This is a genomic window from Pectobacterium aroidearum, assembly GCF_015689195.1.
Taxonomy (GTDB): Bacteria; Pseudomonadota; Gammaproteobacteria; order Enterobacterales; family Enterobacteriaceae; genus Pectobacterium; species Pectobacterium aroidearum.
Map to the genome: position 1 here is coordinate 4549465 of NZ_CP065044.1, position 23885 is coordinate 4573349.

General features: G+C 53.0%; 20 protein-coding genes and 1 other RNA gene. 9 read left to right on the plus strand and 12 right to left on the minus strand.

The window, feature by feature from the left end:
• Positions 1 to 92: 92 nt before the first annotated feature.
• Both I2D83_RS20270 and nudF read right to left on the minus strand, forming a co-directional pair.
• A complete protein-coding gene (locus I2D83_RS20270) occupies positions 93 to 524 on the minus strand; it encodes a DUF1249 family protein (protein ID WP_012773034.1) in 432 nt (143 codons plus the stop codon).
• A gap of 3 nt (positions 525 to 527) precedes the next feature.
• Positions 528 to 1160 carry an ADP-ribose diphosphatase gene (gene nudF / locus I2D83_RS20275; RefSeq protein WP_181845775.1) on the minus strand — a complete coding sequence of 211 codons (633 nt, stop codon included), beginning with the start codon at positions 1158 to 1160 and terminating at the stop codon, positions 528 to 530.
• Positions 1161 to 1202: 42 nt separating this feature from the next.
• On the opposite strand from nudF, the gene I2D83_RS20280 reads away from it, so the two are divergent.
• The 4 genes from I2D83_RS20280 (at position 1203) to I2D83_RS20295 (ending at position 4997) form a co-directional block, all read left to right on the plus strand.
• Complete coding sequence (locus I2D83_RS20280; protein WP_012773032.1) at positions 1203 to 1358, plus strand: hypothetical protein; 156 nt, start codon at positions 1203 to 1205, stop codon at positions 1356 to 1358.
• Between the two features lie 134 nt (positions 1359 to 1492).
• Entirely contained in the window at positions 1493 to 2884 is a 1392-nt protein-coding gene (gene tolC / locus I2D83_RS20285; RefSeq protein WP_205947214.1) for an outer membrane channel protein TolC, read from the plus strand.
• Between the two features lie 266 nt (positions 2885 to 3150).
• Positions 3151 to 3825 carry a DUF1190 family protein gene (locus I2D83_RS20290; RefSeq protein ID WP_012773030.1) on the plus strand — a complete coding sequence of 225 codons (675 nt, stop codon included), beginning with the start codon at positions 3151 to 3153 and terminating at the stop codon, positions 3823 to 3825.
• An 11-nt stretch (positions 3826 to 3836) separates the two neighbouring features.
• Positions 3837 to 4997, plus strand: coding sequence for a glutathionylspermidine synthase family protein (locus tag I2D83_RS20295; RefSeq protein ID WP_180778474.1), 1161 nt, complete (start codon positions 3837 to 3839; stop codon positions 4995 to 4997).
• 69 nt (positions 4998 to 5066) lie between these two features.
• Here I2D83_RS20295 and ygiD read toward each other — a convergent pair whose 3' ends face one another.
• From ygiD to rsmI, 5 genes are all read right to left on the minus strand, one after another.
• Positions 5067 to 5852 (minus strand): 4,5-DOPA-extradiol-dioxygenase, encoded by a 786-nt coding sequence (gene ygiD, locus I2D83_RS20300; protein ID WP_012773028.1) that lies wholly within the window; start codon positions 5850 to 5852, stop codon positions 5067 to 5069.
• 178 nt (positions 5853 to 6030) lie between these two features.
• Entirely contained in the window at positions 6031 to 6318 is a 288-nt protein-coding gene (locus I2D83_RS20305) for a type II toxin-antitoxin system RelE family toxin (protein WP_012822123.1), read from the minus strand.
• A complete protein-coding gene (locus tag I2D83_RS20310) occupies positions 6308 to 6562 on the minus strand; it encodes a type II toxin-antitoxin system Phd/YefM family antitoxin (RefSeq protein ID WP_180778477.1) in 255 nt (84 codons plus the stop codon). The genes I2D83_RS20305 and I2D83_RS20310 overlap by 11 nt, the downstream gene beginning before the upstream one ends.
• Before the next feature lie 486 nt (positions 6563 to 7048).
• An RNA gene (rnpB, locus tag I2D83_RS20315) (RNase P RNA component class A) lies at positions 7049 to 7427 on the minus strand.
• A 25-nt stretch (positions 7428 to 7452) separates the two neighbouring features.
• Entirely contained in the window at positions 7453 to 8340 is an 888-nt protein-coding gene (rsmI, locus tag I2D83_RS20320) for a 16S rRNA (cytidine(1402)-2'-O)-methyltransferase (protein ID WP_205947215.1), read from the minus strand.
• Between the two features lie 61 nt (positions 8341 to 8401).
• Here rsmI and I2D83_RS20325 point away from each other — a divergent pair, with 61 nt between their 5' ends.
• From I2D83_RS20325 to dolP, 4 genes are all read left to right on the plus strand, one after another.
• The gene (locus tag I2D83_RS20325) at positions 8402 to 10420 is read left to right on the plus strand and encodes a penicillin-binding protein activator (RefSeq protein WP_181829974.1); all 2019 of its coding nucleotides are present in this window, start codon (positions 8402 to 8404) and stop codon (positions 10418 to 10420) included.
• On the plus strand, positions 10417 to 10773 hold the full coding sequence (locus tag I2D83_RS20330) for a YraN family protein (RefSeq protein ID WP_300998014.1): 357 nt from the start codon (positions 10417 to 10419) through the stop codon (positions 10771 to 10773). Before I2D83_RS20325 ends, I2D83_RS20330 begins: the two co-directional genes overlap by 4 nt.
• 63 nt (positions 10774 to 10836) lie before the next feature.
• Complete coding sequence (diaA, locus tag I2D83_RS20335) at positions 10837 to 11427, plus strand: DnaA initiator-associating protein DiaA (RefSeq protein ID WP_012773024.1); 591 nt, start codon at positions 10837 to 10839, stop codon at positions 11425 to 11427.
• Positions 11428 to 11438: 11 nt separating this feature from the next.
• On the plus strand, positions 11439 to 12011 hold the full coding sequence (dolP, locus tag I2D83_RS20340) for a division/outer membrane stress-associated lipid-binding lipoprotein (RefSeq protein ID WP_012773023.1): 573 nt from the start codon (positions 11439 to 11441) through the stop codon (positions 12009 to 12011).
• A gap of 125 nt (positions 12012 to 12136) precedes the next feature.
• Here the strand turns inward: dolP and I2D83_RS20345 are convergent, their stop codons facing one another.
• The 5 genes from I2D83_RS20345 to mnmL all read right to left on the minus strand — a co-directional run bounded on the left by I2D83_RS20345 (position 12137) and on the right by mnmL (position 18767).
• Positions 12137 to 13432, minus strand: coding sequence for an alginate lyase family protein (locus tag I2D83_RS20345; RefSeq protein WP_205947216.1), 1296 nt, complete (start codon positions 13430 to 13432; stop codon positions 12137 to 12139).
• Positions 13433 to 13502: 70 nt separating this feature from the next.
• On the minus strand, positions 13503 to 14237 hold the full coding sequence (mtgA, locus tag I2D83_RS20350; protein ID WP_012773021.1) for a monofunctional biosynthetic peptidoglycan transglycosylase: 735 nt from the start codon (positions 14235 to 14237) through the stop codon (positions 13503 to 13505).
• Positions 14234 to 14887, minus strand: a complete 654-nt coding sequence (gene elbB / locus I2D83_RS20355; RefSeq protein WP_012773020.1) for an isoprenoid biosynthesis glyoxalase ElbB — start codon at positions 14885 to 14887, stop codon at positions 14234 to 14236. Before elbB ends, mtgA begins: the two co-directional genes overlap by 4 nt.
• A gap of 461 nt (positions 14888 to 15348) precedes the next feature.
• Positions 15349 to 17718 (minus strand): aerobic respiration two-component sensor histidine kinase ArcB, encoded by a 2370-nt coding sequence (arcB, locus tag I2D83_RS20360; protein ID WP_205947217.1) that lies wholly within the window; start codon positions 17716 to 17718, stop codon positions 15349 to 15351.
• A gap of 119 nt (positions 17719 to 17837) precedes the next feature.
• A complete protein-coding gene (gene mnmL / locus I2D83_RS20365; RefSeq protein ID WP_181845767.1) occupies positions 17838 to 18767 on the minus strand; it encodes a tRNA modification radical SAM protein MnmL/YtqA in 930 nt (309 codons plus the stop codon).
• A 651-nt stretch (positions 18768 to 19418) separates the two neighbouring features.
• Between mnmL and gltB the strand changes: the two genes are divergently transcribed.
• Positions 19419 to 23879 (plus strand): glutamate synthase large subunit, encoded by a 4461-nt coding sequence (gene gltB, locus I2D83_RS20370; RefSeq protein ID WP_205947218.1) that lies wholly within the window; start codon positions 19419 to 19421, stop codon positions 23877 to 23879.
• The last annotated feature ends 6 nt before the right edge of the window (positions 23880 to 23885 follow it).

Genomic DNA, 23885 nt, shown 5'->3' on the forward strand with positions numbered 1-23885 from the left:
ACGTAAATCTGTCTCTACCCGTCATCTCTCAAATTGCAGAATACGCTAGCTTCCCTTGACGGCTCGGCTATCGCCACCCTGCGTCTTGAAATCTATTGGGTATCAAAAACCGGTATCGACATCGAACCATACGCCAAACAATACTTCAGCCAATCAGCAAGAAACTGATTAATTTGATGCTTTTCGTCACGCTGATGTAACTTCTTATTAGGATAATCATAACGTGCTTTGAAGCGAAAGATCTGCTGGCTGGCACACACTTCCGCAACCAATGCATCATGATACAACCTAACGCTCATCATTGGCAGACTCCAGTAGCTGACAGCGGGCGCTGTCTGCTTAATTTCGACCAATGAGGTATAGCGGGTAGACTCAAGAATCGTCAGTTGATAGATCGCATTATTGACGTGATAAACCGCGATTTCACCGACTTCATCAATTTTAGGCAACAAACGCCGTAATTGCATGAAGTTGGTTTCACATAGCCTCATCATGGCAGGGAAATCCGGAGTATAACGTTTCATAAATCAATCCACCCACGCGCGTTTCAGTTCTTCATGGTGCAACGCCAACCATTGCAAGGCAATGACAGACGCAGCGTTATCAACGATGCCTTCTTCAACCCATTGATAACTTTGTTCACGGCTCACGACATGTACGCGAATATCTTCATTCTCTTCCGACAGACCATGAATGCCTTTTGCCGTTCGCGTATCGACTTCGCCGACCATCACCGCCAGACGTTCGCTGGTGCCACCGGGGCTAGCGAGATAGTTGATTATCGGTCGACAACGGCCAACCCTTAGCCCCGCTTCTTCCTGCGCTTCGCGCCGCGCCACCTCTTCGTGGCTTTCTCCCGGTTCAATCATGCCAGCCACCAGCTCAAACAGCCAGGGAGACGCGCTGGTGTCATAGGCAGCAATGCGAATCTGTTCTATTAATACCACTTCATCACGTACGGGATCGTAAGGCAGCAACACCACGGCATGGCCACGCTCCAGGATCTCACGGCTAACTTCACCGCTCATACCGCCATTAAACAAGCGATGGCGGAATCGGTAACGCTCCAGCGAAAAAAAACCGTCGTACAGCGTTTCGCGTGCAATAATTTCTACATCATCTTTGGTGAAAGTAACCGGACCGGATACGGAAGACGCCATGGCTGCACTCCTGTAACAAGTATTAATGGAATCCGGTATTGTATGGCGGATTCCGCTGTCATTATACTCATCATTGTTTTTGAACGTTTATTAGGCGTGACGTCGGCGAAGGGGATTTCCGTCCATCGCATCACGTTTCGGTACCTTACTGAACAGCAAAACGTCGCACTGGATCATCCAACGGGTCAATTTACCTGACCATTTGGACATATTCCGCTGAAAGATGGCACGTTCAGCTACCTTATCCTATTGGCAGATTCTGATAGAATCGACAATTATTCGTCTACAGACAGCGCTACCATAGCGAGATTGCTGCACAACAAGGAATGCAAATGAAGAAATTGCTCCCTCTTCTGATTGGTCTGAGCCTGGGCGGTTTTAGCGCCATGAGTCAGGCGGAAAACCTGTTACAGGTCTACCAGCAGGCAAAAAGCACCAACCCTGATTTACGCAGCTCTGCGGCAACCCGCGACGCCGCGTTTGAAAAGATTAATCAAGCGCGCAGCCCATTACTGCCACAGTTAGGTTTAGGGGCTGACTATACCTATAACAGAGGCTACCGTGACAGCAAAGGCGTCGACAGTAATGTGAAAGGCGCTTCACTGCAATTGACTCAGACCTTATTCGACATGTCCAAATGGCGTGCGCTGACGTTGCAGGAAAAACAAGCGGGCATTGAAGACGTCACCTATCAGACAGCCCAGCAAAACCTGATGCTGAATACAGCAACCGCCTATTTCAACGTCCTGCGTGCCATTGACTCACTGTCCTACATCAATGCGCAGAAGCAGGCGATTTATCGCCAGTTGGATCAAACGACACAGCGTTTCAACGTGGGTTTGGTTGCCATTACCGACGTTCAGAACGCCCGTGCCCAGTATGACAGCGTGTTGGCAAATGAAGTGTTGACGCGTAATACGCTGGATAATGCGTTGGAATCACTGCGCCAGATTACTGGCAATTTCTACCCGCAGTTGGCCGGCCTGAACATCGAGCGTTTCTCTACGCAGAAGCCTGAAGCCGTTAACAACCTGCTGAAAGAAGCTGAAAACCGCAACCTGAACCTGCTGTCCGCACGTTTGAGCCAGGATTTGGCCCGTGAGCAGATTCGTTCCGCTGAAACAGGCTACATGCCGACCTTAGATCTCACTGCATCGACGGGCGTGAGCGATACCCGTTATTCAGGTTCCCGCACGAATAGCGGCAACTTCAATGATACTGACGCTGGTCAGCATAAAGTTGGTATTAACTTCACTCTGCCACTTTATAGCGGCGGCGCGACCAACTCACAGGTGAAACAAGCTCAGCACAGCTACGTCAGCGCCAGCGAACTGCTGGAGAGCGCACACCGTTCTGTTATCCAGACCGTACGTTCATCGTTTAACAATATTTCTGCCTCCATCAGCAGCATCAACGCTTACAAACAGGCTGAAGTGTCTGCACAAAGCTCTCTGGATGCGATGGAAGCTGGTTATCAGGTAGGCACGCGCACCATCGTTGACGTACTGGATGCCACCACCACACTGTATAACGCGAAACAGCAGCTCTCCAGCGCACGCTATGATTACCTGATCAATCAGTTAAACATCAAATCCGCGCAGGGTACGCTGAATGAAGCCGATCTGCAGGCTCTGAATGCGGCACTGGGTCAGCCGGTTTCAACGACACCGACCGTAACGGATAACAACGCTCCGCTGGCAACAACCGCCTCGGCACAGCGTTAATCGGCTAGCAGCGTTTACCGATACAGAGGGGAACTACGGTTCCCCTTTTTCATCCCCACACCTTTCCAGCAGAATAACGCCGTGGTATCAGAAGGCGGGAGCCGTCTTCTCTCACCATAAAGCGAAACGTTGCACAACAGAATGTATAGCAACGTAAAGACCCCCTCCGTTACACCTCTTGCCGCTTTAAATTCAAGCAGCGTTCCCCTATTCTTAGGCACACTTATTGGTTATTAGCCGTGATGCTTTGCTCTGGGATAAACACGATGAAACGTACAAAAAATATTAATCAGGAAATGTTCCGCAAGGAATGGCGAACGCACCGTCTGGCACCTGTCGCTTTGGCCGTCAGCGCCGTATTTTTCCTCGCGGGCTGTGAACAAACCGATGAAACCGTCTCTCTCTATCAGAATGCAGATGACTGTTCGTCAGCTAACCCGTCAATGGCTGCCCAGTGCACCACCGCGTACAATAATGCGTTAAAAGAAGCGGAAAAAACGGCACCTAAATACGCAACGAAAGAAGACTGCGTAGCAGAATTCGGCGAAGCACAATGTACCCAAACGCCTGCGCCAGCACAGGCTGGTATGGCCGCAGAATCGCAGCAGGGCGGCGGTATGTCCTGGATGCCATTGATGGCCGGTTACATGATGGGTCGCATGATGGGTGGCGGTGCTGGTTTCGCACAGCAGCCGCTATTCAGCCCAAAAACACCAGCTAGCCCGGCCAATGGCCAGTTCGTTGATGCTTCAGGTAAAAACTACGGTAATGCGACAACAGGCCGCACGATGACTGTGCCAAAAACCGCACTGGCACCGAAGCCTGCAACGACCTCGACCATCACCCGTGGTGGCTTTGGTGAAACCGTCGCGAAGCAAAACAGCATGCAGCGCAGCAGCGCCAGCTCAAGTTCCAGCTCTTCCCGTAGCATGGGCGGCTGAGGACGTATTGAATGAAGCGGATAGATATTACAGCGCGTCCTGACTGGCAGGAAAAAGCGACCGAGTTTGGTTTTCGTTTCCACACCATGTACGGCGAGCCCTACTGGAGTGAAGAGGCTTACTACCAGTTCACTCTTGCTCAGATCGAAGAATTGGAAGAAACCACGGCGGAACTGCATCAAATGTGTCTGCAGGTGGTGGAAAAAGTCATTAATAGCGACGCGCTGCTCGCCAAGTTCCGTATTCCCAAACACACCTGGGAATTCGTCAGACACTCGTGGCGCACCAATCAGCCTTCGCTATATTCACGCCTCGATCTGGCGTATGACGGCAAATCTCCAGCCAAGCTGCTGGAAAATAATGCGGATACGCCAACCTCGCTGTACGAAGCCGCCTTTTTCCAATGGCTCTGGCTGGAAGATCAAATCAACGCCGGGAATCTGCCGCAGAATTCTGACCAGTACAACAGCATTCAGGAAAAGCTGATCGAACGTTTTGAAGAGCTAAAACTGAATCATGGTTTCGGCTTGCTGCACTTCGCCTGCTGTCAGGATACGGAAGAAGATCGCGGCACAGTGCAATATCTTCAGGATTGCGCGCTGGAAGCGGGCCTGCCGAGCGAATTTCTGTACATCGAAGAAATCGGCCTCGGAGAGAAAGGTCAGTTTACCGATCCTGAAAATCAGGTGATTGGTAATCTGTTCAAGCTCTATCCGTGGGAATTCATGCTGCGCGAGATGTTTTCCACCAAACTGGAAGATGCTGGCGTGCGTTGGCTGGAGCCCGCCTGGAAAAGCATCATTTCCAATAAAGCGCTGCTGCCGATGTTGTGGGAAATGTTCCCAGATCATCCCAATCTGCTTCCTGCCTACTTTGCGGAAGATGAACATCCCAAGCTGGACAGCTACGTCACCAAGCCGCTGTTTTCACGCGAAGGGGCAAACATCCAAATTATCGAAAATGGGAAAGAGATTGCGTCAGCCGACGGCCCTTACGGCGAAGAAGGCATGATCGTCCAGCAATATCACCCTTTGCCGAAATTTGGCGATAGCTACACGCTGATTGGTAGCTGGCTGGTAAACGATCAACCTTGCGGTATCGGCGTACGTGAAGATCGCGCCCTGATCACACAAGATCTCTCGCGCTTCTATCCGCACACCATTCTGGATTAAGCCGCAAAACTGAAAGTAATAAGGCACGGTTTTCACCGTGCCTTATTCATTACTGCAGCAAAAAGCGGATTACCCCACCTGCACCGACAGCATACTCAGCGAGCCCATTTCGAGCCCATCGACTGGAATACTAATCGCTTCTTTGCCATCCCAGCTTCCCAGTACATAGAGCAGCGGGAAATAGTGATCGGGCGTCGGGTTAGATAATGCGGCACCTTCATGCTGCATGAAATTAACCAGCGGATGGTCGTCCCCCTGATACGTCAGGTTATCACGCACAAATTGATTGAACGAGATTGCCCACGGATACGGCTCCGCATCACCATCCCATTTCACCATCCGCAGGTTATGCACGACGTTACCACTGGCGACAATCATGAAGCCTTCATCACGCAGTGCCGCCAGCTTGCGCCCTAATTCGTAGTGGTACGCAGCAGGCTGTGTACCGTCCACGCTCAGTTGCACAACGGGAATATCCGCATCGGGATACATCTTGATCAGCACGCCCCAGGAACCATGATCCAAACCCCATTGGCTTTGATCGGCAGTCACGGGATATGGCGCCAGCACCTGCTGGATTCTCGCCGCCAATTCAGGTGAACCCGGTGCCGGATACTGGGTATCAAACAGCGCCTGCGGGAAACCGCCAAAATCATGGATGGTGCGTGGGTTTTCCATCGCCGTCACAGCTGTACCACGGGTATACCAGTGGGCAGAAACGGCAATAATCGCTTTCGGACGCGGCAGCGTCTCACCCAGCGTTTGCCATGCCTGCGTATATACATTGTTTTCCAACACGTTCATCGGGCTACCATGGCCGAGGAACAATGCAGGCATCCGGGAAGTGTTGCTCATAGTCATATCCTCTGAAAGATGTCAGCGAACGTGCAACCGCACGCGATGGCCTTACTTTACGCGCTTTATGACACAGAAAAAGTCAGAGTTATGTGATGAAGAACATCAATTAATTTGAAAGGTATTACACGGCAAGAAAAACTGCCGACGAGGAATAGATAACTCGCAAAAGACCAGATTAAGCAGAGCGACCTTTAGTATCAGAATAAACCTGACTACCTTCGCGCTTTCCAACCCCCATGACCATCACCGTAATGGTCTCATCCTGAACCAAATACACCAGCCTGTAACCAGCAGACTTCAGTTTAATTTTATACTGGTCCTTACGACCATGGAGCTGGGCTGAAGGAACACGAGGATTTTCTAAACGCTCAACTAGCTTTTTTTTGAATTGTTCTCTGACAGGATGCCCTAATTTTTTCCATTCCTTCATTGCAGAAGGCACAAATTTTAACTTATAGGTCATCGAGCGAAATCTCTTCCGCGTCAGCTAACTCTGACATACGATCATCAACAGTACGCCCCAGCTCTGCATCTTCAGCCAATTCCATTAAATAAGCGAACATGGCGGGAGGCACACAATAGAACGCAGGCTCATTCCGGTTCAGTATAGCGATAGTCTCACCTTCAGCAGCCCGTACTGTCCCCATTGGGTCGCGTTTCAGTTCAGTGATACTGGCCGCTGTGTTAGTTAGGATATTGAAAGCCATAATTCGCCCACTCAATTCGATTAATCAAAGACAACTTAAACACGCTAATAATAGCACTTCTAAAAGCACTCAATATAGTATTTCATAAGCATCATGGACAGTCATTCATCTTTCCTGCCCCATAAAGCAAAACCCCGCCGAAGCGACAGTTTTATGATGAAGGGAGTTGACCGTTAAGCCGCGTTCTTTCATAAAAAGCGTCGTGGACAGTCATTCACTTTATCTATCCCCATTAAAGCAAAACCCCGCCGAAGCGGCGGTTTCATGATGAAGGGAGTTGACCGTTAAGCCGCGTTCTTTCATAAAAAGCGTCGTGGGCAGTCATTCATCTTGCCTACCCCATAAAGCAAAACCCCGCCGAAGCGGCGGTTTCATGATGAAGGGAGTTGACCGTTAAGCCGCGTTCTTTCATAAAAAGCGTCGTGGGCAGTCATTCATCTTGCCTGCCCCATAAAGCAAAACCCCGCCGAAGCGGGGTTTTATGATGAAGGGAGTTGACCGTTAAGCCGGGTTCTGTCGTGGACAGTCATTCATCTAGGCCAGCAATCACTCACTGGCTCAAGCAGCCTACCCGGGTTCAGTACGGGCCGTACCATGTGAACCCCTATTTGGCCTTGCTCCGGGTGGAGTTTACCGTGCCACGAACTGTTGCCAGTCGCGCGGTGCGCTCTTACCGCACCCTTTCACCCTTACCTGATCCCACTTGCGTGGGCCATCGGCGGTTTGCTCTCTGTTGCACTAGTCGTAGGCTTGCGCCTCCCAGGCGTTACCTGGCACCCTGCCCTATGGAGCCCGGACTTTCCTCCCCTCCACCTGTCTCCCCCGAAAGGGACGGCAGTGAAGCGGCGACTGTCTGGTCAACTCCGGCGCGGATAATAGGGGAAATTGCCCTACTTGTCATCCCCCGATTCACCGCTATCGCCTTCTTGCTCCAGCCCATAACGGTAAAGCGCGTTTTTCTTCACGCCGTGAATCTCTGCCGCCAGCGCCGCCGCTTTCTTCAACGGTAACTCAGCGCGTAATAGCATTAGCGTACGCAGCGCTTCCGCCGACAGCGCGCTGTCATCAGCCTGATGCCCTTCCACAATCAGCACCATTTCCCCTTTGCGCCGATTCTCATCCTCTTTGATCCAGGCCAGCAGCTCGCCAACGGGTGCGCCGTGAATCGACTCCCAGGTTTTGGTAATTTCACGTGCCAGCACCACATAGCGCTCAGCTCCCAGCACCTCGCTAATATCCTGCAGGCTGTCCAAAAGGCGATGCGTGGATTCGTAGAAAATCAGCGTACGGCGTTCTTCCCCTAGATCGCGTAGCGTATCTTTACGCGCCTTGGTTTTGGCAGGCAGAAAGCCTTCATAGCAAAAGCGGTCAGACGCCAGACCAGAGGCGGAAAGCGCCGTTATCGCCGCGCACGCGCCCGGCAGTGGCACCACGCGAACGCCAGCTTCACGGCAGCGTCGAACCAAATGGTAGCCAGGGTCGTTAATCAGCGGTGTGCCCGCATCTGAAACCAGCGCGATGCTTTGTCCTGACTGCAATTTAGCCAGTAACACATCCGCTTTTTGTTGTTCATTGTGATCGTGTAATGCGAACAGTCGCGCATTAATCGCAAAATGTTGTAACAGCAGACCGGTATGGCGGGTATCCTCTGCGGCGATCAGATCAACGCTCGCCAATACCGCCAGCGCACGCTGCGTGATGTCGCCCAGATTGCCGATTGGCGTGGGGACAATGTAGAGGGTAGATGCAGAAATATCTGCTTGTTGGTCTTGATTCATTGTTTCATCCGGGTTGCCGATTTAATATTGAGCATCTTTAAAAAAAATCACTGGATACAGTATGCTTCCCTTTCATTTCGTCCGTACCCAGGCAGGGCGTGCTATCCCTGTTTTGTTAGCGGCACTGTTTCTCGCAGGCTGTCCAAGCCAAGCACCGCAGAGCCCACCACCCGAGGTTCAGGGCAAAGCTGACGCATCATCCGATTATTATCTGCAACAGATGCAGCAAAGTAGCGATAATAACAAGGCTGACTGGCAATTACTTGCTATTCGTTCCCTGTTACAGGAAGGGAAAGCCCCTCAGGCAAGCCAGCAGTTCAACGCGCTCCCAGAAAAACTGAGCGCGGCGCAAAAACAAGAACAGCAGCTACTCAGTGCGGAATTGTCCGTCGCCCAGAACAATATGGATGCAGCCAAGGCAGCACTGAGCCAGCTTGATGTGAGCGCACTTTCCGATCAGCAGAAGCAGCGTTATTACCAGACGCAAATCAAAACTGCGCAAGGGCGCACGTCCATTGAGCTGCTGCGCGCCTATATTGCTCAGGAGCCGCTGCTGAAAGGCGACGAGCATCAAATGAACCTCGATCAGACGTGGCTGGCATTGACGCAAATGTCACCGCAGGAATCTGGGGCGCTGCTGATTAACGCGAATGAAAATGTGCTTCAGGGCTGGGTGGACTTGCTGAATAACTACCAGAACAACCGCGAATCCCCTGACCAGCTACAGAGCGCCATTCAGGACTGGCAAACCCGTTATCCGCATCACCCTGCTGCGAAAAAACTGCCTACGCAGTTAAATCAGGTCATCAATTATCAGCCGTCGTCTGTAAGTAGCATCGCGCTGCTGTTGCCGCTTAACGGTCAGGCACAGGTTTTCGCCAATGCGATCCAGCAAGGTTTTAACGCAGCAAAGAATGGCCAGATAGCCACCGCTCCCGTATCTGCTCCTGCTGCACCGGCAACGGGCACTACGCAAGACGGGCAGGTAACACCATCATCTGATGGACAGAGCGCTCAATCGCCTGCGCCATACAGCGATCAGGCGCTTGCATCAACGACACCAGCGCCCGAAGCACAACCGACAAGCGCTGGGCCATCCAGTTCGCTTCCGGTAAAAGTGTATGACACCTCGTCCCAACCGCTGGCCAATATTCTCACGCAGGCGCAACAAGATGGCGCATCGCTGGTCATTGGTCCGCTGTTGAAAAATGAAGTGGATCAATTGGCGAATAGCCAGTCGCCGCTGAATATTTTGGCATTGAACCAGCCGGAGCACGTCGAAAATAGCCCTAACATCTGCTATTTCGCCCTCTCTCCGGAAGATGAAGCCAGAGACGCGGCCAAGTTCATCCATCAGCAGGGTAAACAGCAGCCGCTGGTCTTAGCCCCTCGCGGTGCGCTGGGCGACCGTATCGTCAACGCCTTCGCTCAGGCCTGGAACCAGCAAAGCGGCACCAGTCCTCTGCAGCAGCGCTTTGGCAACACGGCGGAGTTAAAGCAGGCCATCAATAGCGGCGCAGGCTTAAGCCTGAGCGGCCAACCTGTCAGCGTATCGCAACAGCAGGCACAGCCGGGCACCACCATCGGGGGCTTGACCATTCCGTCACAGGTTCAACCGACGGTCAGTTCGTCCGTTAGCGGCAATATCGATGCGGTCTATATCATCGCAACGCCAGACGAGCTGGCGCTGATTAAGCCGATGATCGACATGCGCACGACCTCACGCGCACGTCCAGCGCTCTATGCCAGCTCACGTAGCTTCCAGGCTGGATTAGGCCCTGATTTCCGCCTCGAAATGGAAGGTTTACAGTTCAGCGATATCCCGCTGTTAGCAGGCGCGAACCCGGCACTGATGCAACAGGTCAGCAGCCAGTTTAAAAACGATTACTCGTTAGTTCGCCTGTATGCCATGGGGATGGATGCCTGGACGCTCGCCAGCCACTTTGGTGAAATGCGCCAGATTCCGGGTCACCAGATTCCTGGGGCGACGGGGATGTTAAGCTCAGGGCCGGATTGCACCATTAATCGGCAGTTAACCTGGCAGCAATATCGTCAGGGTCAGCTGGTGCCGGTTCTCTGAACCAGCGGGCCGCTGGCGCAGTTTATGAACAACAGGCCCGGCGTTATCTTGAACGCGCGGGTCTGACCTTCACCGCGGCAAATGTTACGCTACGCGGCGGTGAACTGGATTTAATTATGCGCGATCGCCATATCTGGGTATTTGTTGAAGTGCGCTATCGGCGCAACGCCCATTTTGGCGATGCGGCAGCCAGCGTCACCCGACACAAACAGCAGCGGTTGCTGCATGCCGCTGCCGTGTGGTTGGCGCAGCGAGGCGCCAGTTTTGACACGGTCGACTGTCGTTTTGACGTGCTGGCAATTACGGGCGATCGGTTCGACTGGATCCCTAACGCCTTTGCCGCACAGGGATAATACATTTACCACTCAGGGACAGCCCATCCTTGATGGATTTCAATTTACGTAGGTTAACTCAACGTGCTGGATAGAATAAAAGTTTGTTTTACCGAGAGTATTCAAACGCAGATTGCAGCGGCAGAAGCCTTGCCAGACGCCATTTCCCGTGGCGCGATTGCGATGGTGCAGTCTCTGCTGAACGGCAACAAAATTCTGTGCTGTGGCAACGGAACATCGGCAGCCAATGCACAACATTTTGCCGCCAGCATGATTAACCGTTTTGAGGCAGAACGCCCCAGCTTACCAGCCATCGCACTTAATGCGGATAATGTGGTCTTAACTGCGATAGCGAATGACCGCTTGCATGAAGAAGTCTATGCCAAACAGGTCAGAGCATTAGGTCAGGCGGGTGACGTCTTACTGGCTATTTCAACTCGTGGCAACAGCCGCGATATTGTTAAGGCCGTCGAGTCTGCCGTGACCCGCGACATGACGATTGTCGCCCTGACTGGTTACGATGGCGGGGAACTGGCTGGGCTGCTCGGGCCACAGGATGTGGAGATTCGCATCCCGTCGCACCGCAGCGCCCGTATTCAGGAAATGCACATGCTGACAGTAAATTGCCTGTGCGATTTGATTGATAACACACTTTTTCCACACCAGAACGATTGAAGGAGCACTACATGAGGATAAGTTCTGCATTTGCCGTGCTGTCTATCGCCCTGCTGCTACAAGGCTGTGTCGGGGTTGTTGCTGTTGGCAGTGCCGTGGCAACCAAAACAGCCACAGACCCGCGAACTGTAGGCACGCAGGTTGACGATGGCACACTGGAAGTCCGCGTGACGAATGCGATCAGCAAAGACGAGCAGCTGAAAAAAGAGGCCCGTATCATTGCGACGGCTTATCAGGGGAAAGTATTGTTAACAGGGCAGGCCCCAAATACAGAAATGGCAAACCGGGCTAAACAAATTGCCCTTGGCGTGGAAGGTGCAGCCGAAGTCTACAACGAGATACGTCAGGGTACGCCGGTTTCAATGGGAACCGCCTCCATGGATACCTGGATCACCACCAAAGTTCGCTCACAAATCCTGGCAAGCGACACGGTTAAATCCTCTAACGTAAAAGTCACCACGGAAAATGGCGAAGTCTTCCTGTTAGGCTTGGTAACACAGCGTGAAGGCACCTCCGCCGCAGAGATCGCCAGTAAGGTTGGCGGTGTGAAGCACGTGACAACGGCCTTCACCTATCTGCAATAACCTGTTATCGCGCTAATACGTTTGCCTTTTTAAAAACAAAAACCGCTGATGAAGACATCAGCGGTTTTTTTATCTCGATTCGACAGGGTCGTATTGTCACCCGATGAAGTCAGCGTACAACCAAATCACGGTGCAACAGGATTAATCAACCAGAGCGCACGGCGGGTTTCCACGCTGATATGGCTCGGTTCTTTATCCCGTTCGCTCGCGGCTCCAGAGAGTAATTCAGCAAAACCTGCCTGTTTGATTTGCGTCTGGTAACGCGGCGCTTTTACACCTCGCTCCGCCTGTAATAACAGCGGAATAAGGCGGCTGCTTTGCCTGTCCATCGTCTTACGCGGCCACGCCTTATTTTCATCCAGATACGGAGCCATAAAATCCAGCGCCTTTATCACGCTACTGCCCTTCGGCGTTTGGTATTGCCAGATATTCTCCCCAACGCGGGACGCCAGAATAGCCATATCCGTTATCGCCTGAAGGTTGAAGTAGCTGTAATGGAAAGATCGGGTGCGCGCCAGTTCCTCCGGCTGAGAACCATCCGGTTGCAGTTGGTGATCCAACTTTTCCCGCTGCAATTGCGCCATGGATTTCACCACGTCGATTTTGCCCAGATACCAGGCAATCCCCGCCACCTGTACGGTATACCAGCTACCGTGGTTGTTCTGCGCCGTTGCCTCTTTTTTCCCCAACTTGCTGGTTTGCAGCCAGTGCAGATAATCGCTCATCCATTTCTGCATCTGCTGCTCATCCTGCGTCGTCCAGCCCGGCGCGTGACGCAGGATGAGCAACGAATCGACAATACGGGTGGAAAAATAGCGTCCGTCCAACACGCCCGCCCCTCTGCCCGGCGCGATACCCGGCACACCTTGCGCGAAATCGAGATTAGGGTTCATCCGCGTAGCAGGGTCGATAAACCAGGTACGGATCATCGATATCGCTTTATCGGCATAAGCCTGTTTGCCCGAGAAGTACCACGCCAGCGTCAACGCCTGTGTTTGGGCGGTGAATTTTGCCAGCCTAACCCCATCAGTCTCATCATCCTTGCTGGCAGGGTTTACCTGCCCATCACGACGAATCCAAGGCAAACCATCAGCTTTATCGGGATCGGGCCACCAGTAGGCGCTGAGGCTCAAATAATCATGCTTTGAACCACTGGGTGGCGTGGATTTCTTTTCCGTCACGCTAGGGTTAGCAATTTTCAACGCGCGATCGGCTTCCGAAATAAGCTGCTCGTACGCCATTCGCGTCTGCGGCTTTTCCGTTTTCTGCTGCAACTGCTGTTTTACCGAGGATAGCTGGTGCTGTTGCAAGAAGGCGTAGGGATTATCGGGGGATGACGCTTTGGGCTCCGCGTCCGCACGGGCGACAGAGGCCACACAACACAATGCAACCAGTAAACCTGACCAATAACGTAACCGCATACTTTCTCCTGATGTCGAAAACACGACCGTTAACGCAAAAATTTCTCGGTATACTAACGAACAAGACGGGTTAATTCAGATTGTTAGCCCGCAAAAATGCATCTCCGCCCATCTGACGCATCTGGCGCAAAATCCACTGCTGGCGTTGAATGACATAGCTGGAGGGCGCATTCGCACGAAAGCGAATGGGGTTCGGCAGCACCGCGGCCAGCAAGGCAGATTCACTTGCCGTCAGTCTGCTGGCAGGCTTATTGAAATAACGTCTGGCAGCGGCCTCCACGCCAAAAATACCAGGACCAAACTCGGCGATATTCAGGTACACCGTAAGAATCCGCCGTTTTGTCCAGACCAGCTCCACCCCGGTGGTAATACCCGCTTCAAGGCCCTTACGCACCCAGCTACGCCCATCCCACAGGAACAGGTTCTTCACCATCTGCTGCGAGAGCGTAGAGGCACCACGAATCCGCTGCGTGTTGCGCTCGTTGTGCTTTAATGCCTGCCCAATCGCATCCAGATCGAAGCCCCAGTGATCAGGGAATTTTTGGTCTTCCGCCGCCATCACCGCCAGCGCCATTTCTGGTGCAATTTCTTCCATCGAAACCCAGTCAGAATGGGCAACATAGGAGAATTCACCTTTCAACCATGCGCTGATCTGCCTGTCGACCATCACTGCGGAGAACGGTACGGGCAGGAAGGAAAACAGCAGGATGCCAGCCAGCCACGCGCCGATGACGACTAACACACTGCGAACAATCAGGCGCTTCAGCCACGCTAGCAAGCCTCCACGCCCTCGACTCCACTTCATTCGGTGAGATCCAAAACGCGGGCCACGAGCTTATCAATGCCTTGTGCCGCTTCGCTGATGGAGTTAGCCAGCATATAGGCTGGTGTCGTCACGATTTTATGTTCCTCATCCACCACGATATCATCGACCGGACAAACAACGTGGATACCGCCCATCTCTTCGACGGCTTCAGCGGTATCAATATCGTTACCAATGGTTACGCGAACAGGTTCACCCAAAATCGTCGGCAGTAACGCGGGCGAGATGCAAATAAAACCAATTGGTTTATTTTGCTTATAAATTTCCTGTGTGAGCAATTGCAGCGTTTCATCAATCTGACAGGCCGATCCCTGCGTCGCGAAGTCACTTAAATTTTTCGCCGCGCCAAAACCACCCGGCACAATCAGTGCATCTAAATCTTGTGCATTCGCGGTAGAAAGGGGCTGGATTTTTCCTCTGGCGATCCGTGCCGATTCTGCTAAAACGTTGCGATTCTCACCAGTTACGTCACCCGTCAGGTGATTAACCACCTGTAATTGCGGCTTATCTGGCGCAAAGCAAACCGCTTGTGCGCCTGCGCGATCCAGCGCAAGTAATGTCAACACGGCTTCATGAATCTCGGAACCGTCATAAACACCACAGCCACTAAGGACAATGCCGACTCGTTTCATCATCTTTTCCTTCATTTCATTACATCAACTAATTGATTTTTTAATTGACAAACACTAATCTACATCACACATTTTAATGATTCTTGTAACAAAGATTTCTACATTTGCTATTTTGTTGCTTGATGAAGATGTAAAGTAGTTAGGTTGTAATTGTTGTTGTAAGCTGTATGTCGTTAAGACAGTTAGTTAAGACACGAATATCCGCACTTGCGAGTTTACAAAACCTGAAATCTAAATGCAGGTGCATGTTTTCCCTGGTGTTGGCGCATAATTCGCGCACCCCGGCTTCGGCCGGGGTCATTTTTTTCTACCGTATGAAAACGTGCAAAGCCTCGCATTCCCTGTCCTTCTTCACTCGTAAACCCCGATCAATGTGGCATCTTTTTGCATGATCTCGCGTGAGATGAAAAAATTTTTCTAACCGTTCCACTCGCCACATCCCTGTGGCTGCACAGAACCTATCAGGATTCTTTTTCTGCTTTTGCTACCCAATCACGCAGCACCTGAACATCATGACGCCAGTCGTGCTTAAGTTCATCGACCCATTCCTGCACGTTATCCCACCATGCTGGTAGCGATGACGTCTGAATCTGCTGAGCAACTTGCTGAAGATGCCGTAACCCGACGGAACCTGCCGCCCCTTTGATTTTGTGCCCTTCTTCCGTAATGCCCTTCTGGTCACGCGCCGTCATGTTGGAATCCAGAATCGCCAGATAGCCCGGCATCATCTGTTCAAACATTTCCAGACTCTGATGAATCAGTTTCGGCCCGACCAAATCCAGATACTGCTCAAGCATCGGGATATCCAGTAGATCTTCTTCTGCTTTTGCCATTTCAGTCCCCTCCTCAATCACTGGTTCTTCCGTCCACACCGTGTGAGTGTCCCAGAATTGCTTGATGACGGCCGTCAGCGCAGGCACCGATAGCGGCTTGCTGAGCACATCATCCATCCCCGCATCCACATATTCGCGTTTATCTTTCAGCACATTCGCCGTCAGCGCCACTAGCGGCGGCAGACTGCGGTTGCCATAGCGCGCACGCAACTGACGCGCGACGTCGAGCCCGGTCATATCCGGCAGTTGAATATCAAGCAGCACCAGATCGAACTCATCGGGATCGAACATATCCAGCGCGTCCTGCCCGGTCATGGCGACATCCACGCTATTACCCAATTTTTCCAGCACCGAACGCGCGACCACTACGTTCAGCTCAATATCTTCCACCAGCAAGACGTGAAGCGCTGGCAGCGGCAAATCATCGTCGTCGTCCAGACCGCTTCCTGCTTCATCGACGCTCGGCGCAATGACCGTCAGGGTAAAGCAGGAACCCTTGCCTTGTGTGCTGGAAACCTGGATATCGCCCCCCATATTCTGTGCCAGACGTTTCGACACCGCCAGGCCGATTCCCGTGCCCGTTGCGGGCTTCCCACCGTGCTGGTCTTTGACCTGATAATACATGGCGAAGATTTTTTCCAGCTCATCTGCCGGAATGCCCATCCCGGAATCTTCAACCTCAAAGCGCAGGCGATCGCCCTTTTCATGCCAGACGCGCACCACAATTTCGCCCTTTTCGCCGTTCTCCCCCTTCGGCGTGAATTTCACCGCGTTACTGAGCAGGTTCCACAGAATCTGCCGCAGGCGCGTTCCGTCGGTAATCACTTTCTGCGGCAGAGGGTAGTGCTGGTCCATAATCAGCTTCAGGCCTTTCGGTTCCGCCAGTAGGCCACCGAGGTTCTCCAGATCAACCAGAAAACCGGTAAAATCGATCGGCTGGTTATCCAGTTGCACCTTGCGGCGCTCCTGTTTGTCCATCTCAATCACGTCGTTAAAGATATTGCCCAGCGTAATCGCGCTGACGTGGATGGTTTTCAGGTATTTTTGCTGTTCAGGGTCAAGTTGCGTGTCCAGCAGGATGCGACTTAACCCGACAATGCCATTAAGCGGCGTACGAAGCTCGTGGCTGATTGTTGAGATGAAGGTGGTCTTCTCCCTACTGGCGTTCTCTAACGCGTCCTGGTAGCGCTTACGCTCCGTTATATCGCGTCCAAACCCCATGAGCCCGTGACGTTTGCCCATCCGGTCATAAAACGGCACCTTACGCAGCTCAAAGCAGGCTTTACGACCATCGGGGTAAACCAGCCACTGCTCATAAGTCAGAGAAACGTTATGACGGAACACTTTCTCGTCCGTTTCCATCACTTTCTCGGCAATATCGGGGGAGTAAACATCCTGCGGCGTCAGGCCAATGAGCTGCTTCTGGCTTTTACCTACCAGCAGTTCCATCGCCCGGTTGCAGCCGGAAAACTCTTTATCTTCGTTACGGTAGTAAACCAAATCCGGTGAGGCATCGAGGAACGAGCGCAGCAACGCCGACTGTTGCTCCAGCTCAATCTGCGCCTGTTCGCGGCGAGACATCTCTTCTTTAAGCCGGCTCATCACCAGCACACGCGCGTCTTCCGCTTTGATACGGTCGGCGATTTCCTGATTGAGTTGCGCGATGTTCTCCTGAAGCTGCTCGTTCAACTCCAGATCCCGATGGCGCATTTCTTCCAGCTTCGCTACCAATTTCGACAGCCGCTGGCGCGACTCTTCGAGCTGTTCCACCACCACGGAGAGAAAATAAACGGCCCAGGGCGTAATCAACAGCCCGAAGAAAATGGAGCGGACGACGTCGATGTTCTCGACTTCCCCACTGAGCAACAGGGTGACCGCCATTTGCACCACCATCGCCAGCAGCACCAATACCGAGGCAAGCAGCAGTGAAAAACGGACAAGCCCCAGTTTTACCATCAAATCAACATAGTACTGAGCCAACAGACGAATTTGCTTCATAGCGATTTCCCTTAGTCACCAACCCGCGCATCATAACGTAAAACGACGGTTTATACGGTGCGGCCGCACAGATTCACAGCACGAAATATCAGCCCCTACGGGCAGTATCGTCTGCTACATCAGACTTCATCATAACGGTAGGGCTTCCCCAGCGCGGAACCCTGTACACCGTGCGTTTGCAGATAGCGATCCAGCTCCACCATGCCCGTCCAGCGGTTTTCACACCACAGCGGTGCCAGTAGGGTCGGACGGCGAGCGCTGGCAGAAATGCGGTGATAGATCACCTCCGGCGGCGTATGGCGAATCATCTCTCCCGCCGTCTCCACGTAGCGATCCAGCGCCAGCTCGGGCAGCCTTCCCGCTCGCCAGGCTTTCGCCATCGTGCTGCCTTCCACGATATGGAGAGGGTGAAGCTTAATGCCCTCTACGCCAGTCTCAACCACCTGCTCTAGCGTCGATAAACAGTGCTGGGCGTCTTCTCCCGGTAAACCGACAATCAGATGGCTACACACTTTCAGACCGCGCTCACGCGCGCGGCGTGTGGTTTCCTGATAGCAGGCGAAATCATGTCCGCGATTAATTCGGTGCAGCGTTTTGTCACACGCGCTTTGCAGCCCCAGTTCCAGCCAGACCTCGTAACCCTGTTCATGATAGCGGGACAGCAAATCCAGCACCGCATCAGGCACGCAGTCAGGGCGGGTGCCCACGCACAGCCCCACCATTTCGGCCTGCTTCAGCGCTTCCTGATACATACTTTCCAGAACCTGAACTTCGGCATAGGTGCTGGTGTAAGCCTGAAAGTAAGCCAGATAGCGTTTGGCCCGGTTCACCTTTCCTGCCTGCGTTTCCAGCTGCTGCGCGATGCTACGTTGCTGCATCTGTTCATCGGCAAACGAGGCCACATTACAAAACGTACACCCGCCTCGCCCCAGCGTGCCATCACGGTTAGGGCAATTAAAACCACCGTGTAGCGTCAGCTTGTGGATCTTCTCGCCGTAACGACGTTGAAGATTTCCGCCAAACATATTGATTAATTTTTGCAATTGCATATTCTAACCTGCTCCCTTGAGGAACAGCAGACTACCTTTCTCTTGCCCCCTTCGCGATGACCGCGATCAATCACACACATCCCAATGAAATGCATTTTTATTCGCTTTTAGTGAAAATAAACTCACGTCGGTGCTAATTAATTTTTCTTATCCCGTATGCAGGCTTAATGAAAAGATGAAGCAATACTTAAAAATAGTTTCATAAAATCTAAAAGTAGCCATATACAGCAGAATATTCTAGAGCGCAGAAAGAACGTAGCATGGATAAGGGTTCTCACGCTTTTGTATAGTGATACAGCTCACACTTCAATTAAATCCCATATTCACTTCCCGAGATAGTTTTTCTAAAAAAATCATTATGTTTCATAGGTATAATTAAAAATTATCGTTTATCAGCACATTTTGCACTGGTATTTGACCTGAACAGGGTTTCTCGCTAATTTGGGAATCCGCTGGAAGCTTTCCTGACGGGTCCATGATTCGTCATATTTATGCAGTAAATGAAGACTCCCTCTAAAAACAAGTCATTTACCACTTGTGAGACCGTCACGAGAGGCCGAAGAAGAGAGCGTAATACTAGCCGCTCAACGCCACGGTGCTTTCTCGCAGTAGGTTGTGAGAGTCACACAGAGCCTGGGGAGGTTCACTAATATGTTGTACGATGCATCCCAAGAGAGAGATAACTGTGGTTTCGGATTAATCGCCCATATAGAAGGTGAGCCGAGCCACAAAGTAGTGCGTACCGCGATTCACGCACTCGCACGCATGCAGCACCGTGGCGCAATCCTTGCTGACGGCAAGACTGGCGACGGCTGCGGTTTATTACTTCAGAAGCCCGATCGTTTCTTTCGTCTGGTAGCGGAAGAGCATGGCTGGCGCTTAGCCAAAAACTACGCCGTTGGCATGATGTTTCTCAATCAGGACGAAGAGCTGGCTCGCGCCACGCGTCGGATTGTAGAAGAAGAGTTGCAGAACGAAACGCTGTCCGTACTGGGCTGGCGTGAAGTGCCAACCAACCCGGATGTACTGGGTGAAATTGCCCTGTCATCCATGCCGCGTATTGAGCAAATTTTCGTTAACGCCCCCGCTGGCTGGCGTCAACGTGATATGGAACGCCGTTTGTTCATGGCACGCCGCCGTATCGAAAAGCGCATCGAAGATAAAGACTTCTACGTTTGTAGCTTCTCCAATCTGGTCACGATCTATAAAGGTCTGTGTATGCCGGCGGATTTGCCGCGCTTCTACCTCGATCTGGCTGACCTACGTCTGGAATCTTCGATCTGTCTGTTCCACCAGCGTTTCTCAACCAACACGGTGCCACGCTGGCCGCTGGCGCAGCCGTTCCGCTATCTGGCGCACAACGGCGAAATCAACACCATCGCCGGTAACCGCCAATGGGCACGCGCGCGTGCTTACAAATTCAAAACCCCGCTGATCCCAGACTTGCAGGATGCCGCGCCGTTCGTCAACGAAACCGGCTCTGACTCCAGCTCGCTGGATAACATGCTGGAACTGTTCCTGAGCGGCGGGATGGATATCATCCGCGCCATGCGCCTGCTGGTTCCGCCAGCCTGGCAGAACAACCCGGATATGGATCCTGAACTGCGCGCCTTCTTCGACTTTAACTCCATGCACATGGAACCGTGGGATGGCCCGGCCGGTATCGTAATGTCCGACGGGCGCTATGCCGCCTGTAACCTGGATCGTAACGGCCTGCGCCCTGCGCGCTACGTCATCACCAAAGACAAGCTGATCACCTGCGCGTCTGAAGTCGGTATCTGGGATTATCAGCCGGATGAAGTGGTTGAAAAAGGCCGCGTTGGTCCGGGCGAACTGATGGTGATCGACACCCGCAGCGGCCGTATCCTACACTCTGCCGAAACCGATAACGACCTGAAAAGCCGCCATCCTTACAAAGAGTGGATGGAGAAAAACGTTAAGCGCCTCGTGCCGTTTGAAGAGTTGCCGGACGATCAGGTCGGCAGCCGTGAATTCAACGACGATCTGCTGGAAACCTACCAGAAACAGTACGGCTACAGCAGTGAAGAGCTGGATCAGGTCATTCGCGTACTGGGCGAAAACGGTCAGGAAGCGACCGGTTCCATGGGCGATGACACGCCGTTCGCCGTGCTGTCGAGCCGTCCACGCATCATTTATGACTACTTCCGCCAGCAGTTCGCGCAGGTCACCAACCCGCCGATCGACCCACTGCGTGAAGCACATGTGATGTCATTGGCGACCAGCATTGGCCGCGAAATGAACGTCTTCTGTGAAGCGGAAGGCCAGGCTCACCGTCTGAGCTTTAAATCGCCTATCCTGCTTTACTCCGACTTCACACAGCTGACGTCGCAGGATGAACTGCACTATCGCGCCGACACGCTGGATCTGACGTTTGATCCGTCGCAGCAAACGCTGCAACAGACCATCGAAAAACTGTGTGACGAAGCAGAAAACAAAGTCAGAGACGGTGCCGTTCTGCTGGTGCTGTCCGACCGTGGCATTAGCGAATCACGCCTGCCTGTCCCTGCGCCGATGGCTGTGGGTGCCGTTCAGCGCCGTCTGGTGGAAAAGAGCCTGCGCTGTGATGCCAACATCATTGTTGAAACCGCCAGTGCACGTGACCCTCACCACTTCGCCGTGCTGTTAGGCTTTGGTGCGACAGCTATCTACCCTTACCTCGCCTACGAAACGCTGGCGCGGATGGTGGATAACCACACCATCGACAAACCTTATCGTGCCGTGATGCTGAACTACCGTAACGGCATCAACAAAGGCCTGTACAAAATTATGTCCAAAATGGGCATCTCGACGATTGCGTCTTATCGCTGCTCCAAGCTGTTTGAAGCTGTGGGCCTGCATAAAGATGTGTCGACGCAATGCTTCCTAGGCGTCGTCAGCCGCATCGGCGGTGCAAACTACAGCGACTTCGAACAGGATCTGCTGAACCTGTCCAAGCGTGCCTGGCTGAAGCGCAAAACGCTGGAACAGGGTGGCCTGCTGAAGTTTGTTCACGGCGGCGAATACCATGCCTACAACCCAGACGTGGTCACCACGCTGCAAACCGCGGTGAAAACCGGGGAATACAGCGATTACGAGCAATACGCCAAACTGGTTAACGAGCGCCCGGCGGCCACATTACGCGACCTGCTGGCGCTGAAACCACAAGAAGGCGCAGCCATCGCTATCGACAGCGTTGAACCTGCTTCTGAAATGTTCAAACGTTTCGATACCGCAGCCATGTCTATCGGCGCACTCAGCCCAGAAGCGCATGAATCACTGGCAGAAGCGATGAACGTGCTGGGCGGTTTCTCCAACTCCGGTGAAGGTGGTGAAGATCCCGCGCGTTACGGCACCAATAAAGTGTCCCGTATCAAGCAGGTTGCTTCTGGTCGCTTTGGCGTGACACCAGCCTATCTGGTCAACGCCGATGTAATTCAGATTAAAGTGGCACAAGGTGCGAAACCGGGTGAAGGCGGTCAGTTGCCGGGTGATAAAGTTACGCCGTACATTGCCCGTCTTCGCTATTCCGTGCCGGGCGTGACGCTGATTTCACCTCCGCCACACCACGATATTTACTCTATCGAAGACCTGGCTCAGCTGATTTTCGATCTGAAGCAGGTTAACCCGAAAGCGATGATTTCGGTAAAACTGGTGTCCGAACCGGGCGTTGGTACCATTGCTACGGGCGTTGCCAAAGCGTATGCCGACCTGATCACCATCGCCGGTTACGACGGCGGCACGGGTGCTAGCCCGCTGTCCTCCGTGAAATACGCGGGCTGCCCGTGGGAACTGGGTCTGGTAGAAACACAGCAGGCTTTGGTATCCAACGGTCTGCGCCACAAAATCCGCCTGCAGGTGGACGGTGGTCTGAAAACAGGTCTGGATATCGTCAAAGCGGCGATTCTGGGTGCGGAAAGCTTCGGCTTCGGCACCGGACCGATGGTCGCGCTGGGCTGTAAATACCTGCGTATCTGCCACCTGAATAACTGTGCGACAGGCGTTGCGACGCAGGATGAGAAGCTGCGCCGCGATCACTATCACGGCCTGCCTGAGCGTGTGACCAACTACTTCCAGTTCATCGCACACGAAACTCGTGTGCTGATGGCGGAGTTGGGCGTCAGCCGTCTGGTGGACCTGATTGGCCGCACCGACTTGCTGGTTGAGCTGGACGGTTTCAGCGCTAAACAGAACAAACTGGATCTGTCTCCGCTGCTGCACGCTGCACAGCCTCAGCCGGGTAAAGCGCTGTACTGCACTGAAAGCAATCTGTCGTTCGATAAAGGCTTGCTGAACAAAGAGCTGCTGGCACAGGCACAGCCGCACATCGATTCGAAACAGGGCAAAGCACTCTACTTCGATATCCGCAACACCGATCGTTCTGTCGGCGCGACACTGTCCGGTGCAATTGCCGAGAAACATGGCGATCAAGGGCTGGCTGGCGATCCGATCAAAGCCTACTTCTCCGGTACCGCAGGACAGAGCTTTGGCGTCTGGAACGCAGGTGGCGTAGAACTGAAATTAACCGGCGATGCCAACGACTACGTGGGCAAAGGCATGGCGGGCGGCAGCATCTCCGTGCGCCCTCCGGTGGGTTCAGCCTTCCGCAGCCACGAAGCCAGCATTATTGGTAACACCTGCCTCTACGGTGCTACCGGCGGTAAGCTGTTTGCCGCAGGCCGCGCAGGTGAGCGTTTCGCCGTGCGTAACTCCGGCTGTATCACCGTGGTAGAAGGCATCGGTGATAACGGTTGTGAGTACATGACGGGCGGTATCGTCTGCGTGTTGGGTCGTACCGGTGTGAACTTTGGCGCAGGTATGACCGGCGGGTTCGCCTACGTACTGGATGAAGACGGTGAATTCCGCAAACGCGTTAACCCGGAACTGGTAGAAGTGCTGGATGTGGAAGAGCTGGCTATTCACGAAGAGCATCTGCGTGGCCTGATCACCGAGCATGTACAGAATACTGGTTCACACCGCGGAGAAGAGATCCTCGCTAACTGGCCGACCTGGGCACCGAAGTTTGCTCTGGTGAAACCGAAGTCAAGTGATGTGAAGGCATTGTTGGGTCACCGTAGTCGTTCCGCAGCCGAGCTGCGGGTTCAGGCGCAGTAAGAGGTC

Bases quoted from the DNA above. Each gene is read 5' to 3' on its own strand.
- I2D83_RS20270 (WP_012773034.1), bottom strand. From the start codon at position 524: ATGAAACGTTATACTCCGGATTTCCCTGCCATGATGAGGCTATGTGAA.
- nudF (WP_181845775.1), bottom strand. From the start codon at position 1,160: ATGGCGTCTTCCGTATCCGGTCCGGTTACTTTCACCAAAGATGATGTA.
- I2D83_RS20280 (WP_012773032.1), top strand. From the start codon at position 1,203: ATGGCGGATTCCGCTGTCATTATACTCATCATTGTTTTTGAACGTTTA.
- tolC (WP_205947214.1), top strand. From the start codon at position 1,493: ATGAAGAAATTGCTCCCTCTTCTGATTGGTCTGAGCCTGGGCGGTTTT.
- I2D83_RS20290 (WP_012773030.1), top strand. From the start codon at position 3,151: ATGAAACGTACAAAAAATATTAATCAGGAAATGTTCCGCAAGGAATGG.
- I2D83_RS20295 (WP_180778474.1), top strand. From the start codon at position 3,837: ATGAAGCGGATAGATATTACAGCGCGTCCTGACTGGCAGGAAAAAGCG.
- ygiD (WP_012773028.1), bottom strand. From the start codon at position 5,852: ATGAGCAACACTTCCCGGATGCCTGCATTGTTCCTCGGCCATGGTAGC.
- I2D83_RS20305 (WP_012822123.1), bottom strand. From the start codon at position 6,318: ATGACCTATAAGTTAAAATTTGTGCCTTCTGCAATGAAGGAATGGAAA.
- I2D83_RS20310 (WP_180778477.1), bottom strand. From the start codon at position 6,562: ATGGCTTTCAATATCCTAACTAACACAGCGGCCAGTATCACTGAACTG.
- rsmI (WP_205947215.1), bottom strand. From the start codon at position 8,340: ATGAATCAAGACCAACAAGCAGATATTTCTGCATCTACCCTCTACATT.
- I2D83_RS20325 (WP_181829974.1), top strand. From the start codon at position 8,402: ATGCTTCCCTTTCATTTCGTCCGTACCCAGGCAGGGCGTGCTATCCCT.
- dolP (WP_012773023.1), top strand. From the start codon at position 11,439: ATGAGGATAAGTTCTGCATTTGCCGTGCTGTCTATCGCCCTGCTGCTA.
- I2D83_RS20345 (WP_205947216.1), bottom strand. From the start codon at position 13,432: ATGCGGTTACGTTATTGGTCAGGTTTACTGGTTGCATTGTGTTGTGTG.
- mtgA (WP_012773021.1), bottom strand. From the start codon at position 14,237: ATGAAGTGGAGTCGAGGGCGTGGAGGCTTGCTAGCGTGGCTGAAGCGC.
- elbB (WP_012773020.1), bottom strand. From the start codon at position 14,887: ATGAAACGAGTCGGCATTGTCCTTAGTGGCTGTGGTGTTTATGACGGT.
- arcB (WP_205947217.1), bottom strand. From the start codon at position 17,718: ATGAAGCAAATTCGTCTGTTGGCTCAGTACTATGTTGATTTGATGGTA.
- mnmL (WP_181845767.1), bottom strand. From the start codon at position 18,767: ATGCAATTGCAAAAATTAATCAATATGTTTGGCGGAAATCTTCAACGT.
- gltB (WP_205947218.1), top strand. From the start codon at position 19,419: ATGTTGTACGATGCATCCCAAGAGAGAGATAACTGTGGTTTCGGATTA.